This is a genomic window from Pantoea sp. LMR881 (genome assembly GCF_027157825.1).
Taxonomy (GTDB): Bacteria; Pseudomonadota; Gammaproteobacteria; order Enterobacterales; family Enterobacteriaceae; genus Pantoea; species Pantoea haifensis.
The window spans coordinates 3,263,862-3,280,139 of the sequence record NZ_JAPVOK010000002.1 but is presented as its reverse complement, the minus strand read 5'-3'; the positions used below and the strand labels follow the sequence as shown (position 1 = coordinate 3,280,139).

9 protein-coding genes and 6 pseudogenes are annotated in these 16,278 nt (G+C 52.4%); 8 read left to right on the top strand and 7 right to left on the bottom strand.

Annotation, left to right across the window (positions count from 1 at the left end):
• Window positions 1-174 precede the first annotated feature (174 nt).
• On the top strand, window positions 175-1,215 hold the full coding sequence (gene purM, locus O3W44_RS17295; RefSeq protein ID WP_269294475.1) for a phosphoribosylformylglycinamidine cyclo-ligase: 1,041 nt from the start codon (window positions 175-177) through the stop codon (window positions 1,213-1,215).
• Window positions 1,212-1,850, top strand: coding sequence for a phosphoribosylglycinamide formyltransferase (gene purN, locus O3W44_RS17290; RefSeq protein WP_269294009.1), 639 nt, complete (start codon window positions 1,212-1,214; stop codon window positions 1,848-1,850). Before purM ends, purN begins: the two co-directional genes overlap by 4 nt.
• A 39-nt stretch (window positions 1,851-1,889) precedes the next feature.
• On the opposite strand, the pseudogene pstB reads toward purN, so the two are convergent.
• From pstB to O3W44_RS17275, 3 pseudogenes are all read right to left on the bottom strand, one after another.
• Window positions 1,890-2,658, bottom strand: a pseudogene (gene pstB, locus O3W44_RS17285) (phosphate ABC transporter ATP-binding protein PstB).
• A gap of 13 nt (window positions 2,659-2,671) precedes the next feature.
• Window positions 2,672-4,305 (bottom strand): annotated as a pseudogene (pstA, locus tag O3W44_RS17280) (phosphate ABC transporter permease PstA).
• Window positions 4,302-6,398, bottom strand: a pseudogene (locus O3W44_RS17275) (ABC transporter permease subunit). Before O3W44_RS17275 ends, pstA begins: the two co-directional pseudogenes overlap by 4 nt.
• Window positions 6,399-6,547: 149 nt before the next feature.
• Between O3W44_RS17275 and ppk1 the strand changes: the two are divergent.
• The 5 genes and pseudogenes from ppk1 (at window position 6,548) to mgtE (ending at window position 12,615) form a co-directional block, all read left to right on the top strand.
• Window positions 6,548-8,608, top strand: coding sequence for a polyphosphate kinase 1 (ppk1, locus tag O3W44_RS17270; protein ID WP_269294008.1), 2,061 nt, complete (start codon window positions 6,548-6,550; stop codon window positions 8,606-8,608).
• A gap of 5 nt (window positions 8,609-8,613) precedes the next feature.
• Window positions 8,614-10,137 carry an exopolyphosphatase gene (gene ppx / locus O3W44_RS17265; RefSeq protein ID WP_269294007.1) on the top strand — a complete coding sequence of 508 codons (1,524 nt, stop codon included), beginning with the start codon at window positions 8,614-8,616 and terminating at the stop codon, window positions 10,135-10,137.
• Window positions 10,138-10,169: 32 nt separating this feature from the next.
• Window positions 10,170-10,778 (top strand): tellurite resistance methyltransferase TehB, encoded by a 609-nt coding sequence (tehB, locus tag O3W44_RS17260; RefSeq protein WP_442954648.1) that lies wholly within the window; start codon window positions 10,170-10,172, stop codon window positions 10,776-10,778.
• Between the two features lie 90 nt (window positions 10,779-10,868).
• Window positions 10,869-11,055 (top strand): annotated as a pseudogene (locus tag O3W44_RS17255) (YfgG family protein).
• A gap of 120 nt (window positions 11,056-11,175) precedes the next feature.
• Window positions 11,176-12,615 carry a magnesium transporter gene (mgtE, locus tag O3W44_RS17250; protein ID WP_269294005.1) on the top strand — a complete coding sequence of 480 codons (1,440 nt, stop codon included), beginning with the start codon at window positions 11,176-11,178 and terminating at the stop codon, window positions 12,613-12,615.
• On the opposite strand, the gene O3W44_RS17245 is transcribed toward mgtE, so the two are convergent.
• Window positions 12,612-13,112, bottom strand: a complete 501-nt coding sequence (locus O3W44_RS17245; RefSeq protein ID WP_269294004.1) for a helix-turn-helix transcriptional regulator — start codon at window positions 13,110-13,112, stop codon at window positions 12,612-12,614. The two genes, mgtE and O3W44_RS17245, sit on opposite strands and share 4 nt — an antisense overlap.
• Window positions 13,113-13,129: 17 nt before the next feature.
• Window positions 13,130-13,384 (bottom strand): hypothetical protein, encoded by a 255-nt coding sequence (locus O3W44_RS17240; RefSeq protein WP_269294003.1) that lies wholly within the window; start codon window positions 13,382-13,384, stop codon window positions 13,130-13,132.
• Window positions 13,385-13,573: 189 nt separating this feature from the next.
• Between O3W44_RS17240 and O3W44_RS17235 the strand changes: the two genes are divergently transcribed.
• Window positions 13,574-13,753, top strand: coding sequence for a DUF2158 domain-containing protein (locus tag O3W44_RS17235; RefSeq protein ID WP_269294002.1), 180 nt, complete (start codon window positions 13,574-13,576; stop codon window positions 13,751-13,753).
• Window positions 13,754-13,787: 34 nt separating this feature from the next.
• On the opposite strand, the pseudogene O3W44_RS17230 reads toward O3W44_RS17235, so the two are convergent.
• Together O3W44_RS17230 and guaA are read right to left on the bottom strand one after the other, a co-directional pair.
• A pseudogene (locus O3W44_RS17230) lies at window positions 13,788-14,560 on the bottom strand (DUF3750 domain-containing protein).
• Window positions 14,561-14,662: 102 nt separating this feature from the next.
• Window positions 14,663-16,242: pseudogene (guaA, locus tag O3W44_RS17225) on the bottom strand (glutamine-hydrolyzing GMP synthase).
• Window positions 16,243-16,278: the final 36 nt, after the last annotated feature.

Genomic DNA, 16,278 nt, shown 5'->3' with positions numbered 1-16,278 from the left:
TTTTGCCTGCGCGCCATATGTCGTTGTGCAAAGTGAAAACTTTTGCCGTCATAAAATAAGGATTGATGAAAATTGCACAGTGCGCAATCTGAGACTCGCAAACGTTTGCCTGCGCTGTTAGAATTGCCGCGCTTTATTTTAACCACCAACCGCAACTCGCGTGGGGACCTCGCAGTGACCGACAAGACCTCTCTCAGCTACAAAGACGCCGGCGTTGATATTGATGCTGGTAACGCTCTGGTTGACCGTATTAAAGGCGTAGTGAAAAAGACTCGTCGCCCGGAAGTCATGGGTGGACTGGGCGGTTTCGGTGCGCTTTGTGCGCTGCCGCAAAAATACCGTGAACCGGTGCTGGTCTCCGGGACCGATGGCGTAGGCACCAAGCTGCGTCTGGCGATGGACCTGAAGCGCCATGATGCTATCGGCGTTGATCTGGTTGCGATGTGTGTAAACGATCTGGTGGTGCAAGGCGCTGAGCCGTTGTTCTTCCTGGATTACTACGCCACCGGCAAGCTGGACGTAGAAACCGCATCAGCCGTGATCACCGGCATTGCCGAAGGCTGTCTGCAATCGGGTTGTGCGCTGGTCGGCGGCGAAACCGCTGAAATGCCAGGCATGTACCACGGCGAAGATTACGATGTCGCGGGTTTCTGTGTTGGTGTGGTTGAGAAGTCAGACATTATTGACGGCAGCAAAGTACAGGATGGTGATGTGCTGATCGCGCTGGGTTCAAGCGGCCCGCACTCTAACGGTTATTCGCTGGTGCGCAAGATCCTGGAAGTGAGCAACACCGATCCGCTGGTTGAGCAGCTGGATGGTAAACCGCTGGCCGATCACCTGCTGGAACCGACGCGCATCTACGTGAAAAACATTCTGAGCCTGATTGAGCAGATTGATGTGCATGCTATCGCCCACCTGACCGGTGGTGGCTTCTGGGAAAACATTCCACGCGTCCTGCCTGATAATACGCAAGCGGTGATTGACGAGAAAAGCTGGCAGTGGCCGTCAGTATTTACCTGGTTGCAGCAAGCGGGTAACGTCAGCCGTCACGAAATGTATCGCACCTTTAACTGCGGTGTGGGCATGGTGATCGCGCTGAGTCCGGCTGATGCTGACAAAGCGGTTGAACTGATGAGCGCCGCAGGTGAGCAGGCGTGGAAAATCGGTGTGATCAACGCCTCTGAGGCTGAAGAGCGTGTGGTTATCAACGCATGAAAAAACTGGTTGTACTGATTTCCGGTAACGGAACTAACCTTCAGTCCATCCTCGACGCCTGCGCAAGCGGGCGTATTCACGGCAGCGTCGCTGCCGTGTTCAGCAACAAAGCTTCTGCTTATGGCCTGGTGCGTGCTCAGGAAGCTGGCATCCCTGGTCATTCGCTAGCGGCCAGCGCCTTTGCCGATCGTGAAGCCTTTGATCAGCAACTTATTGCCGGCATCGACGCTTACGCGCCTGATGTCGTGGTGCTGGCGGGTTATATGCGCATTTTGAGCAGTGCCTTTGTTGCGCACTATCACGATCGCCTGCTGAATATTCACCCTTCCCTGCTGCCGAAATACCCCGGCCTGCATACCCATCGTCAGGCGCTGGAAAACGGCGATGTCGAGCACGGCACTTCCGTACACTTTGTGACCGACGAGCTGGATGGCGGCCCTGTTATTTTACAGGCCAAAGTGCCCGTGTTTGCTGAGGACAGCGAGGAGATCATCACGGAACGTGTTCAGCACCAGGAACACGCCATTTATCCGCTGGTGATTAACTGGTTTGTCGAAGGAAGACTGACGATGCGCGAAGGTAAAGCCTGGCTGGACGGTAAACCGTTACCGCCACAAGGTTACGCACACGATTGATCGATAAAGGAGAAGCCCTGGCTTCTCCTTTTTACAGCATCAGCCGTAGCGTCCGGTGATGTAATCTTCAGTGCGGCGTAGTTTCGGCGTAGTAAAAATCCGGTCGGTTTTCATCAAACTCAACCAACATGCCATTGTGCAAAAATGCGGTGTAATCCGACACCCGTGACGCCTGCTGCATGTTGTGTGTCACTAAGACCAGGGTGAAGTGCTGCTTCAGCGTGGTCATGAGTTCTTCAATGACCAGCGTCGAGATCGGATCCAGCGCCGAGGTCGGCTCATCCAGCAGCAGCACTTCCGGCTCGATAGCAATGGCACGGGCGATCACCAGTCGCTGCTGCTGACCGGTAGAAAGCGTTAATGCATTCTGACCAAGCTGATCTTTCACTTCACTCCATAACGCGGCTGCACGCAGCGCCCGCTCGCAGGCTTCATTAAGGATGCGTTTGTCACGCACGCCCTGTAAGCGCAGGCCATACACCACATTCTCATAAATAGATTTTGGGAACGGATTAGGACGTTGAAAAACCATGCCAACGCGACGGCGCAGCGCAGACAAATCCTGAGCAGGTCGCATCACGGAGAGCTTATCGAGCAGCACTTCACCTTCGATACGGCAGTTATCAATGACATCATTCATGCGATTAAAACAGCGCAGCAGGGTTGATTTACCGCAGCCTGACGGCCCAATCAACGCGGTGATGCGGTTTTTTGGCACCTGCAGTGAAATATCCTGCAGCGCCTGACGCTTGCCGTACCACAATGAGAGATGGTTAACGGTGAGCGCAAAGTCAGTTTCGGGCGTCATAAGTCATAGCCTGTTAGTGAGTCATAAGGCGATAGCGTTCACGCAGGCGGTGACGCAGGCCCATTGCCAGCAAATTAAGCGACAGAATAATCAGTACCAGCAGCAACGCGGTCGCGAAGACCAGTGGCCGATCGGCTTCAATATTTGGACTCTGGAACGCCAAATCATAAATCTGGAAGCCAAGATGCATAAACTTGCGATCGAGATGCAGGTAAGGAAACACGGCATCAACCGGCAGTTCTGGCACCATTTTTACTACGCCAACCAGCATCAGCGGCGCCGTTTCTCCCGCTGCCCGGGCAACCGCCAGAATTAACCCCGTCAGCATCGCCGGCACGGCCATCGGCAATACTACATACCATAAGGTTTCCGCCTGCGTAGCACCCAACGCCAGTGAACCCTGACGCTGGCTGTTTGGAATGCGCGACAGGCCCTCTTCGGTGGCAACAATCACTACCGGCAGCGTCAGCAACGCCAGCGTTAATGCCGCCCATAACAATCCCGGCGTACCAAACGTTGGATTGGGCAGCGCATGGCTAAAGAACAGCTGATCCAGCGTTCCGCCTATGCCCCAGACAAAAAGCCCAGGCCGAAAACGCCATATACAATAGAAGGCACCCCTGCCAGATTGACCACCGCAATGCGCACCAGCCGGGTTAAGGTATTGCGACCAGCATATTCATGCAGCCAGACGGCGGCGATAACCCCTAACGGCATGACCACCACTGACATCAACAACACCATTAAAACTGTGCCAAAAATCGCTGGAAACGCGCCAGTTTCACTTTGCCCGTTTGCCGGTGAATCGCTGACAAACTGCCAGATCTGATGCAGGAAATGCTGGATTTTTTGCGGCACAGACAGCGCATTAGGTTTCCACGCACTCACAATCTCGGTTAACGGAATGGTGTGAGTATTGCCCTGCACATCGCGCAACAGCAGTACATCACGCTGGCTCTCATGCTGTAAACCCGCCAGTTTAGTGCTGAGCTGATCGAAACGGCGCTGTAACGCGGCCCGGTTCGCCTGATATTCAGACTGGCGCTGTAAATCAAACTGTTTCGCCTGCTGCTGCTGCTCTGCCTGCTCATCCAACATCTCCAGCTGGTTATTCAGGCGCGCCATATCTACCCGTCGAATGTCATTTGAATGACGGATCAACGCATGCACCTGTTCCAGCCGTTGTTGCAACAACGCATCGGGATTATTGGCTGTTAACACTTCATTATCTTCACGCAGGCCAACTACCCAGCCGTAAGCGTTGCCGTGGTTGCGGCGCTGCAATACAACAATATCTTCAGGCTGGCTAACATTTGCCGCTTGCTGGCTGAAGATGACGCGAAAATCGGGTGCATTCCAGTCGCGGTTGCCGGTTTTTACCAGATAGCGATGGACATGGCTGACATGCTGAAGTTGTTGATCGGCTGGCGCAGGAAAGCGTGGCTGATGCTCAATGGTTTCACCCAATAGCTGGGTTTCGCTGCCATCGGGCTGACTGAACAGATAGAGATCCACAGGCTGCGGCCAGAAAGCGCGCGCACCTTGCCACGCCAGCAGCACAATCAGCAAGGCAAAAGCCAACAGGCAGACCGTGACGGCCCCGGCGGTAAGCCATCGCCAGCGATCGTTTTGTCGCATCGCCTTCATGCGTGTTCCTCATGCTGGCTGTAACGTTGGCGCAGGCGCTGACGAATCAGTTCTGCCACAGTGTTGATCACTAACGTAAATATCAGCAGCATCAACGCGCTCAAAAACAGAATGCGATAATGGGCACTTCCCACCGCAGCTTCGGGCATTTCTATCGCAATGTTGGCTGACAAAGCGCGCAGGCCGCTGAATAGCCCCCTTCGCTCTGGGGCGTGTTGCCCGTTGCCATCAGAAGAATCATCGTTTCGCCCACGGCACGACCAAAACCAATCATCAGCGCAGCAAAAATACCCGCTGACGCACCCGGCAATATCACGCGCGTTAAGGTTTGCCACGGCGTCGCGCCTAATGCCAGCGATCCCTGCCCTAACAGGCCAGGTACGCTAAACAGGGCATCTTCGGCCAGAGTGAAAATCAGCGGCACCAGCGCAAACCCCATAGCTAACGCCGCAACCAGTAAGTTGCGCTGCTCATAATGCGGCATCCAGTCGCCCGCATCGCGCATCATCACGCCGGGTAACCACAGCGTCAGTAGCGTAACCCCCAACAGGATGGGCAGCAGCAGCAACACTTCCCGTCCCGGCTGTCGCCAGCGTGGCGGCAGGCGTGCGCTCATTACACCACACAGCAGCAGGCTGCCCGCTAACGTCAGCGGCAACAGCAATACGCCAATCAGCGCCTGGCTGATATGCGGTGCCAGCCACAAGCCGGCAATCAGACCCACCACGACGCTCGGCAACGCCCCCATCATTTCAATGGCCGGTTTAACCCAGCGACGCAGGCCCGGCGCCATGAACCAGGCGGTATACATTGCGGCTGCCAGCGCCAGCGGTGTGGCAAACAGCAACGCCAGACTGGCGGCTTTGAGCGTACCTATAACCATGGGCATCAGGCTGAATTTGGCCTGATAACTGTCACCTGCGGTGGTTGATTGCCAAACCCAGTCTGCTTTTGGATAGTTCTCGTACCAGATCTTTTGCCAAAAGCTACGCCAGCTGACATCCGGCCATGGGTTGTTCAGTATGAGCGTTTGCCAGCTGCCCTGACGCTCTATCAGCAAACTGTCGCCACGCGGTGAAAACTGCGCATCAAGAATGCCCGGCGCGAGCTGGCGCTGTAAAATCGGCCCATCCTGTTTACTGGCAAATAGCTTCAACATGCCCTTTTCATTAAAAGTGGCAAACACGCGGCGCTGCGGTTCGGTGATCACTTTTGTGTGCGCCTGTGCTGTGCTCAAACGTACGGATTCGTTGCAGGCGCGGCCCCTGGTTGCCCGCAATGGAGAACCATTGTGTAATGCCTGCCTCATCCTGAATCAGTAGCGTTCGGCCGCCGCTTAGCATATTCAAACTTTGCGGCGGATGCGGTAAGGTTTGTGTTTCGCGTAGCAGCGCACGGCCGTTATCAATTTGCCAGACACGCAGTACATTGCCCTGACTGGTATATAAAAGATCGCCCTGCGGCGAGAAAAGTAAATGATCACTCTGTTGCTGCGGCAAGCTAATGGTCGCTGCCTGGCGATTGGTGCCGAGGGTTAAAATACTTAACCCTTTTTCAGTAAGCGCAGCAATTCGCCACTGTCCGGCATTCAGCGTGGCAAGAGCCATCTTTGCTACCTTACCTTGCGGTAAGCGGAATGGCTGATCGCCCAGCGGGAAACGCCATTGCGCTTCGCCTTGCTGCTGCGTCGGTTGCAACAGCATTAACGCTCCTTGCATGTTGAGCAGTAGCGTTTGCTGATCGGCACTGCGTACCACCTGCTGCGGCGCAGGCGTTAACGTCAAAGCCTGCTCTGCGGGCTGACCGTTAAGCGGAATAAAACGTGCAACGCCTCTGCTGCTGATGCGCCAGCCATTTACACCATCATTACCCACGGCTAATGCGGCAGAGCGATCCCATAGCTGTTGTGAATACCCTGACTGCACGCCTGGCGCGATAAACAGCGGCAAAACCACCCAAATTAACCAGAAAAATAGCAGCAGCATCAGCAACAGAATTGCAATGCCACATGCAGTAACCAACCGCCGCGTTAAACGGTCAGTGGCACGACGTCGCCTGTCATTAAACTGGACGGGAATGTGGTTTACGCTCATGCGGTCCTGAATGCTGTGAAAATTAGCCGCTATGTTGCCCGTAGCTGATTGATAAGACAACTATTGAAGTTGGACAAGCAAGACATACTCTCGCCATAATGATGGCGGACACTGGAGCTTCAGTCCTGCAACCGCTATACGGAGTAAGAATGGGTCAGGTAAAGTTGTACATCGAAAAAGAGTTAAGTTGGTTATCGTTTAACGAACGTGTTTTGCAAGAAGCGGCGGACAAGAGTAATCCGCTGATTGAGCGCATGCGCTTCCTGGGCATTTACTCAAATAACCTCGACGAATTCTATAAAGTGCGTTTCGCTGACTTAAAGCGCCGCATTCTTATCGGTGAAGAGCAAGGTTCCGCCAGCACGCCGCGCCATCTGCTTAAAAAAATTCAACAGCGTGTGTTGAAGTCAGATCAGGAGTTTGATGCGCTGTATAACGATCTGCTGCTGGAAATGGCGCGTAACCAGATATTCCTGATCAACGAGCGCCAGCTGTCGCCAAATCAACAAGTCTGGCTGCGCCATTATTTCAAACATGAACTGCGCCAGCATATTTCCCCCATTCTGATTACTCATGAAACTGATCTGACCGAATTCCTTAAAGACGATTACACCTATCTGGCGGTTGAGATCATTCGTGGTGAAGATATTCGTTACGCCTTGCTGGAGATTCCTTCCGACAAGGTTCCACGCTTCATTAACCTGCCCGCTGAGTCGCCACGTCGTCGCAAGCCAATGATCCTGCTGGACAATATTCTGCGCTATTGTCTGGATGATATTTTTAAAGGTTTCTATGACTACGACGCATTGAATGCCTATTCAATGAAGATGACGCGTGATGCTGAATATGATCTGGTCACGGAAATGGAATCCAGCCTGCTGGAACTGATGTCTTCCAGCCTGAAACAGCGTTTGACAGCGGAGCCGGTGCGATTTGTCTATCAGCGCGATATGCCCGATTCAATGGTAGAACTGCTGTGTCACAAGCTGTCGATTACTAACTTCGATTCGGTGTTACCGGGCGGACGCTACCATAACTTCAAAGACTTCATCGGCTTCCCAAATGTGGGTAAAAACAATCTGGTAAACCGCCCGCTGCCGCAAATTCGTCATATCGGTTTTGATGGTTTCCGTAACGGCTTTGATGCTATTCGTAACCGGGATGTGCTGCTCTATTATCCCTATCACACCTTTGAGCATGTGCTGGAATTACTGCGTCAGGCATCGTTTGACCCCAGTGTCCTGGCGATCAAAATCAATATTTATCGCGTAGCAAAACATTCGCGCATCATGGATGCGATGATCCATGCGGCCTATAACGGCAAGAAAGTGACGGTTGTGGTTGAACTGCAGGCGCGCTTTGATGAAGAAGCGAATATTTACTGGGCCAAGCGCCTGACTGAAGCAGGCGTGCACGTTATTTTCTCTGCGCCAGGCCTGAAAATTCACGCCAAGCTGTTTTTAATTTCACGTCGTGAAGGCGATGAGATTGTGCGTTATGCCCATATCGGTACCGGCAACTTTAACGAAAAAACTGCGCGTATTTACACCGACTACTCGTTGCTTACTGCCGATGCGCGGATCACCAATGAAGTTCGCCGCGTATTTAACTTTATCGAAAACCCCTATCGACCAGTGACGTTCGAGCATTTGATGGTATCGCCACAAAACTCACGTCGTATGCTTTATCAATTGATCGACGATGAGATTGCTAACGCACAGCAGCAACTGCCGTCTGGCATTACACTGAAAATCAATAACCTGGTAGACAAAGGTCTGGTGGATCGGCTGTATACTGCCTCCAGCGTTGGGGTTAAAGTCAACTTACTGGTGCGAGGCATGTGCTCGCTGATCCCTGATTTACCCGGCATCAGTGAAAATATTCGTGTCATCAGTATCGTTGACCGTTATCTGGAACACGATCGCGTCTATATTTTTGAGAATGGCGGCGACAAAAAAGTGTTCCTTTCTTCTGCCGACTGGATGACGCGTAACATTGATTACCGCATTGAGGTGGCAGTGGCTATCCTCGATCCGCAAATCAGACAGCGTATCCTGGATATCATTGCTATTCAGTTAAGTGATACGGTAAAAGCCCGCATCGTCGACAAAGAGTTGAATAACCACTACGTTCCACGCGGAAATCGTCGTAAAGTGCGCTCGCAACTGGCGATTTATGATTACATCAAGAAACTCGAACAACCTGAATAATACCTATGCCAATTTCCCATAAGAGTACGCCTAAACCTCAAGAGTTTGCGGCGATTGACCTCGGTTCGAACAGTTTCCACATGGTGATTGCCCGCGTGGTAGATGGCGCTATGCAGGTCATTGGTCGCCTGAAGCAGCGTGTGCATCTGGCTGACGGATTAGATGCCAATAACCGTCTGAGCGAAGAAGCGATGGAGCGCGGGTTAAGCTGCCTGGCGCTGTTCGCGGAACGTCTACAGGGTTTCAGAGCCAGTAACGTCACTATTGTTGGCACGCATACGCTGCGCCAGGCAGTAAACGCTGAGACTTTCTTACAACGCGCGGCTGAAGTCATTCCTTATCCAATCGAAGTGATTTCCGGTCATGAAGAAGCCCGCCTGATTTTTATGGGTGTGGAGCATACGCAGCCAGAAAAAGGCCGCAAGCTGGTGATCGATATCGGTGGCGGTTCAACTGAGTTAGTGATCGGTGAAGATTTTGAACCACAACTGGTTGAGAGCCGTCGTATGGGCTGCGTCAGTTTTGCTCAGCTCTATTTTCCGAAAGGCGAAATCAGCCGGGAGAACTTTCGGCGCGCGCGTTTAGCGGCGGCGCAGAAGCTGGAAACCCTGGCGTGGCAATATCGCCTGCACGGCTGGCAATATGCTTTAGGCGCGTCGGGCACGATTAAAGCGGCTTGCGAAGTGCTGCTGGCGATGGGCGAGAAAGAAAAACTCATCACTCCTGAGCGTCTCGACAAGCTTTGTGATGAAGTCCTGAAGCATAAGTCGTTTGCGGCGCTGAGCCTGCCGGGTTTGTCAGAAGAGCGTAAAAACGTTTTTGTACCGGGGCTGGCGATCATTTGTGGCGTTTTCGATGCGCTGGCGATTCGCGAGTTGCGCCTTTCTGACGGTGCACTGCGTGAAGGTGTGCTGTATGAAATGGAAGGCCGTTTCCGTCATCAGGATATTCGTAGCCGCACTGCACAGAGCCTGGCAAACCATTATGCCATTGACAGCGATCAGGCAAGACGCGTGCTGGAAACCACCGAACAGCTCTATTTTCAGTGGCGTGACCAGAATCCTAAACTGGCCAATCCACAACTCGCCGCACTGTTGAAATGGGCGGCGATGCTGCATGAAGTCGGTCTGACAATTAATCACAGCGGCATGCAGCGCCACTCATCCTACATCCTGCAACACAGCAATATGCCGGGCTTTAATCAGGATCAACAGATGTTGCTGGCGGCACTGGTAAGATTCCACCGCAAAGCCGTTAAGGTCGATGAATTGCCACGTGTGACATTGTTCAGGAAAAAACAGTTTCTTCCACTGCTTTTTCTGCTGCGTCTTGGCACTTTGCTGAATAATCAGCGTCAGGCCACAACACGTCCTGATTCGCTGAAGCTAAGCTGCGATGACGGCCACTGGACCTTAACGTTCCCGGCAGGTTATTTCAGCCAGAACAATTTGGTCCAGCTCGATCTGGAGCGTGAGCAATGCTACTGGAACGATGTCACCGGCTGGAAGCTGATTCTGGAAGAGGCCTGATAACCTGGGTGCCTGGCACCCACTTCTTATAAATGAACGCTATGACGACACCATCAACGCACTATTTCACTGAAAAATATGGCCTGACGCCTACGCATTCTGAAGTGCTGGACGCTTTTCCAAAACTTAAGGTGGGTAAAGCTCTGGATCTGGGCTGCGGCAACGGTCGCAATACGCTGTTTCTCAACCAGCAGGGTTTCGAGGTAACGGCATGGGATCATAACCCGCAGAGTCTGGCGCGGTTGAACAGCATCATTGCCGAAGAGGGTTTGCAGGGTATTCATACCGCGCAGCGCGATCTTAACCAGACGCGGTTTAACGGGGGCTATGACTTTGTGCTTTCGACCGTGGTCATGATGTTTTTGCAGCCCGAAACCATACCGCAACTGATTGCCGACATGCAGGCCAGCACCGTTAAATATGGCTATAACCTGATTGTGGCAGCGATGAATACTGACGATGCCCCCTGCCCGGCTGATTTTTCCTTCGCGTTTAAATCAGGTGAGCTTAGCCACTATTACCGCAACTGGCATATTGTGAAGTACAACGAAAATATCGGGCAGCTGCATCGCACCGATGAACACGGCAATCGCATCAACTGTCGCTTCGCTACGTTACTGGCGCAGAAAGCGAGCTATTAATGCTCTTTTTTAATCATCCATTGATTTCATCTGGCGGCTATGACTAAATGTTGTCGTCGCCCAGTTGGGTCATTACAGGAACCACCACGCGTGAACAGCGCCATTTCTCCCCGAAGACGTCAAAAAACCGGCACCATGACCCGGATTGTGCTCTTGATCAGTTTTATCATCCTTTTTAGTCGTCTGATTTTTTATCCTGCCTGCTGCTTTCGAACATCATCAGCAAAAAAAATCCCTGCCCGCACCGGTAAGCCTTAACGTTAACGATTCACGCTAGCGAGCCCTTTAGACCTGCCCGTTACTAAACCACTGCCTCAATGACAGTGATTTTTTGCATCCCTTTTGCAAACGAAACGCTACACTTCGTGCTGGTGCTTTCAGACAAAAGGGATTCAATATGTCTGCCTCTCACTCTCAACGTTTAAGTGAAATACGTCATCGTATTCTGACGCTGCTGCTCAATGAGCACGATCTGGTTGATGCTCTGCTGGGAAAACCGATCGACCTTGATTCTGAACAGCAACGTGAAAATGCGATCCAGCGCGACATGCTGGAACAGGATATAACCCAACTGCATGCTGCGGATTTAGCTGACATTCTTGAGGCGCTGCCGGAAGAAGAGCGACTGGCGCTGTGGTGTCTGGTTCCTAATGAACGCCGCGGCCATGTTTTGGTCGAAGCGTCGGAAACCGTCTGGGCCAGCCTGACGGAAGAGATGAGCGACCGCGACATCTTGCGTGCCATTGAGCCACTGGATATTGACGATCAGGTGTGGCTGGCACGCTATCTGCCGCGCGACCTGACCGGACGTTTACTCACAAGCCTTGAGCCTGGCCAGCGCGCCCGTGTGCTGAGCGTGGTAGATTTTGACCGCGACCGCGTTGGGCGGGTAATGGATTTTAATATCCTGACGGTGCGTGCCGATGTCACCTTAGCGATAGTGCAACGCTTTCTTCGAAAGCGAAAAAGCATGCCAGATGGCACAGACAAAATATTTATTACCGATCAGGATAATCAGCTACTGGGCGAACTCTCTCTCACCGATATTCTGCTCAATAAACCTAAAAAACGTGTTGATGAGGTAATGAACACCCATCCCACAACTTTTCAGCTTAATGACAAAGCGGAAGATGCAGCCAGCGCGTTTGAGCGTTATAACCTGATTTCTGCCGCCGTTATTGATGCCAAAGGCAAGCTCATTGGCCGCGTCACTATCGAAGATGTGATCGATTTGGTCAATGAAGAAAACGAAAGCAATATTCGTAAAATGGGCGGTATCAGCCAGGAAGAGGATGTATTTGCCCCTGTGCGTAAATCAGTCCGTAATCGCTGGGCATGGCTGGCACTTAACTTATGCACTGCTTTTATCGCCTCACGCGTGATTGGCCTGTTTGAAGATACGATTTCACAACTGGTGGCGCTTGCTACCCTGATGCCTATCGTCGCTGGCATTGGCGGTAACACCGGTAATCAAACCATCACGATGATTGTACGCGCTCTGGCTTTACATCAGGTCGAGCCGGGTAATTTCTCGTTTCTGATCGTTCGTGAACTGGGCGTTGCGTTGATCAATGGGATCTTCTGGGGCGGTATAATGGGCCTTATCACTTGGCTGATGTATGACAATCTCGCGCTTGGCGGTGTGATGATGCTGGCAATGGTGCTTAATCTGCTTCTCGCCGCGCTGATGGGCGTTTTAGTGCCACTGGTAATGACCAAAATGAAGCGCGATCCGGCAGTGGGTTCCAGCGTTTTAATTACCGCGATTACCGATACCGGCGGCTTCTTTATCTTTCTGGGTCTGGCGACGCTTTTCTTGCTGCACCACCAGGCTTAATCGTCAGCGTAGCCGTAACGTTGCAACGACTCTTGTAAATTCAGTCTGCGCGTCACCTGTGCCAGGTCATGGGTGGCCGCAGGCACGGCATAGGTGCCGCGTTGGCTTAACCACTCCAGAACGTCAGCCAGATGCCAGATCGCGGTTTTACCATCATGAACCGGCAGCGGAAATTGTGGGCTGTGGCTGAGCATGAGCTTGCGCATGTTCTGGCGTGACACCCCGATAATTTCAGCCACATCCGTTAACCCCACAAAGTCAGGCGCAGCTTCCATAAGTTGTGCGCCGGGGATGGCGGACAAAACATTGTCCAGGGCTGTTTGAATCGCCAGGCTAGCGGCATCAGCATCACGCGTGAACTCCAGCGCCAGTTTACCTGCCATGCCGGCACCGATTAATGCATCATCGCAGCCCGCTTCCGCGAGGCGTTCCAGTAAAACATCAATATTTTCGGCGTGATCTGGCAGCTTGAAGCGCAACGTAAAATGATATTCCATGGGTTAACTCCTCTTCCCTAATGCGACTTTTTGTTAACGATACAGTTATCTACGACCCGGCGTAATGCTCGCGCATGGTTTGTCGGGCTCTTTGGCGTGCTCCAGATACAGGTTAAGCAAAACTCGCCACAACGACAGTCCAGCAGGTTTGCCGGGCAATACATCTTACCCCAGGCATGGTGCCCACCTTGTATAATCACCCAGCCATGAAGCTCTGCATAACGTAGCGCGGCTTCAATTTCTTTGTTCGGATGTCTCTTCCTTGTGAGCATGACGGTTACCTTAAATCTATTAATCACGGTTGTCAACTGACAACTTTATGAGGTGAGCACTGTGCTGCTAAGCATGCCCTAAATCTTTTATGCTGAATAAACCGGCAGCTGAAACTGGAAACCGTTACGCAACTTTTGCTAACAGGTATGCACACTGAGCACTAAACTGGTTAAAAAACGGAGGGCGTTATGTTTAAAACTGATGATTTTGTGCAGGCGAAAACGGGTGGACCAAAAATGCTGGTGTTGCGCGTAGAGGGCGATACCTTATGGTGTGCACGGGTTGATGACGCGACGAAAAAAGAGATAGAAGTCAAAGCGGACAGCGTCAACCTTTATCATGAAGAGGGCGATTTTGGCGTTTGTTAAGATGAATAGCCCCGCCTGGTCGGGGCAAAATAACTCAGGGATTATTCTGTTGCAGATTATCGTGACCAATGCCACCAATGAACGGCAGCCGTAATCGCAGTGGCGTAAAATCCAGTCCCATATTCAAGCCCAGCACGTTCAGTTCAAAACCTTCCTCAGCCCCCAGCGTGACGCCCGCTACCCCTAACAAAGAGACCTGCAGACCACGACCTGACGGCGGCAAACCAATGGGTCGCCAAAGCGGACGATAATCTTTACCAAGCGCGTTAGCAGGCAGGTCGAGTTTTAAAGACGGAACTTCACGACCAATGTGAGCCAGAAAAGTGTTGCTGTTAGGTCCCGGCCAGGCATGATAAGTCTGCGGCCAGGGTAAGATGCTATTGCCGCTTCTATCTTTGGGATCATTGTTTCAGCTTCACGCCCACGATGTTCTACCAGCAAACGCGGCTTCGCACCGTACCAGTAACCATCAGCGATGTTAGTATTACGACGCACTTTGTCACCGCTTCCCCAACTGATCACTTCATAACGGTTGTATTGCGTTTCCCCGGCTCGCTTGAAAATAATCCACGGATGCACGGCAACCGCGCCTTTCCAGCCATACGTTGGCGCAGCGTAAACCTGAACAATCGCCAGATTCGCCAGGGTGCGCGGATCGGGTGCGATTCCTGCAGAATCACGCCGCGCTGACCACCAACCGCCCTGGCTGGCGGTATCGTTATGACGTGTCGCCTGCGCAATACTCGCACCGAGTGATAACAGCAACACAGCAAGAAAACAGAGAGTGAACACTTTGAGTGAGAGCATGAATCCTTCCCGGTGAAAAAAGCAGAGAAAGAAAATCGCCAGTCAATCTGGCGATTGAGCTGGCGATTTAATAATCAACACGGGAGAGTGTAAGTCAGAAACTTATTCCCATTCAATAGTTGCAGGCGGTTTGCCGCTAATATCGTAAACGACGCGGGAAATGCCGTTTACTTCGTTGATGATGCGATTTGAAACGCGGCCCAGGAAATCATATGGCAGGTGTGCCCAGTGCGCAGTCATAAAGTCGATGGTTTCGACAGCACGCAGCGAGACAACCCAGTCATATTTACGACCATCGCCCATGACGCCAACAGAACGCACCGGCAGAAACACCGTGAATGCCTGGCTGACTTTGGTGTAGAGATCGGCTTTATGCAGTTCTTCAATGAAGATGGCATCAGCACGGCGCAGCAGATCGCAATACTCTTTTTTCACTTCGCCCAGCACGCGCACGCCCAAACCAGGACCCGGGAACGGATGACGGTAAAGCATGTCATACGGCAGGCCAAGCTCCAGACCAATTTTGCGTACTTCATCTTTGAACAGCTCTTTCAGCGGCTCAACCAGACCCAGCTTCATCTCTTTTGGCAGGCCGCCAACGTTATGGTGTGATTTGATCACATGCGCTTTGCCAGTAGCAGAAGCCGCAGATTCGATAACGTCAGGATAGATGGTGCCTTGCGCGAGCCATTTCACGTCATTGAGCTTGCTCGCTTCTTCGTCGAAGACTTCAACGAACACGCGGCCAATGGTTTTACGCTTGGCTTCAGGATCGTCAATGCCTGCCAGTGCGTTCAGGAAGCGCATTTCAGCCGGAACGTGAACAATATTAAGGCCAAAGTGGTCGCCAAACATGTCCATGACCTGCTGGGCTTCATTAAGGCGCAGCAAGCCGTTGTCAACGAACACACAGGTCAGACGATCGCCGATGGCACGGTGCAGCAACATAGCAGTTACTGAAGAGTCCACGCCGCCCGACAGGCCCAGAATGACTTTGTCGTTGCCAACCTGCTCACGCAGACGCTCAACGGCATCTTCAATGATTTTTGCTGGGGTCCACAACGCTTCACACTCACAGATGTCAATAATGAAGCGTTCAAGCATGCGCAGGCCCTGGCGCGTATGTGTCACTTCCGGATGGAACTGCACGCCATAGAAACGCTTCTCTTCGTTCGCCATAATGGCAAACGGACAGGTTTCGGTGCTGGCAACGGTCACGAAGTCGGCAGGAATCGCAGTGACTTTGTCGCCGTGGCTCATCCACACGTCCAGCAGCGGCTTGCCTGCAGCACTGATGGCGTCTTCAATGTCACGCACCAGCGCGCTTTGGGTAGTCACTTCAACCTGTGCATAGCCAAATTCACGCTCATTAGAACCTTCTACTTTGCCGCCCAGCTGCATCGCCATAGTCTGCATGCCGTAGCAGACCCCAGAACCGGCACACCAGCAGTAAACACATATTCAGGCGCACGTGGGCTGTTCAGCTCTGTGGTGCTTTCCGGGCCGCCGGAAAGAATGATGCCGCTCGGATTGAACTGGCGGATCTGCTCTTCAGTAACATCCCATGCCCAGAGCTCACAGTACACGCCCAGCTCACGTACGCGGCGCGCAACCAGTTGCGTGTATTGAGAACCAAAATCGAGAATCAGAATGCGATGCTTATGGATATTTTCCGTCGTCATTGAGGCGTTTCCAGAACGGTGACTTGATAATAAAAG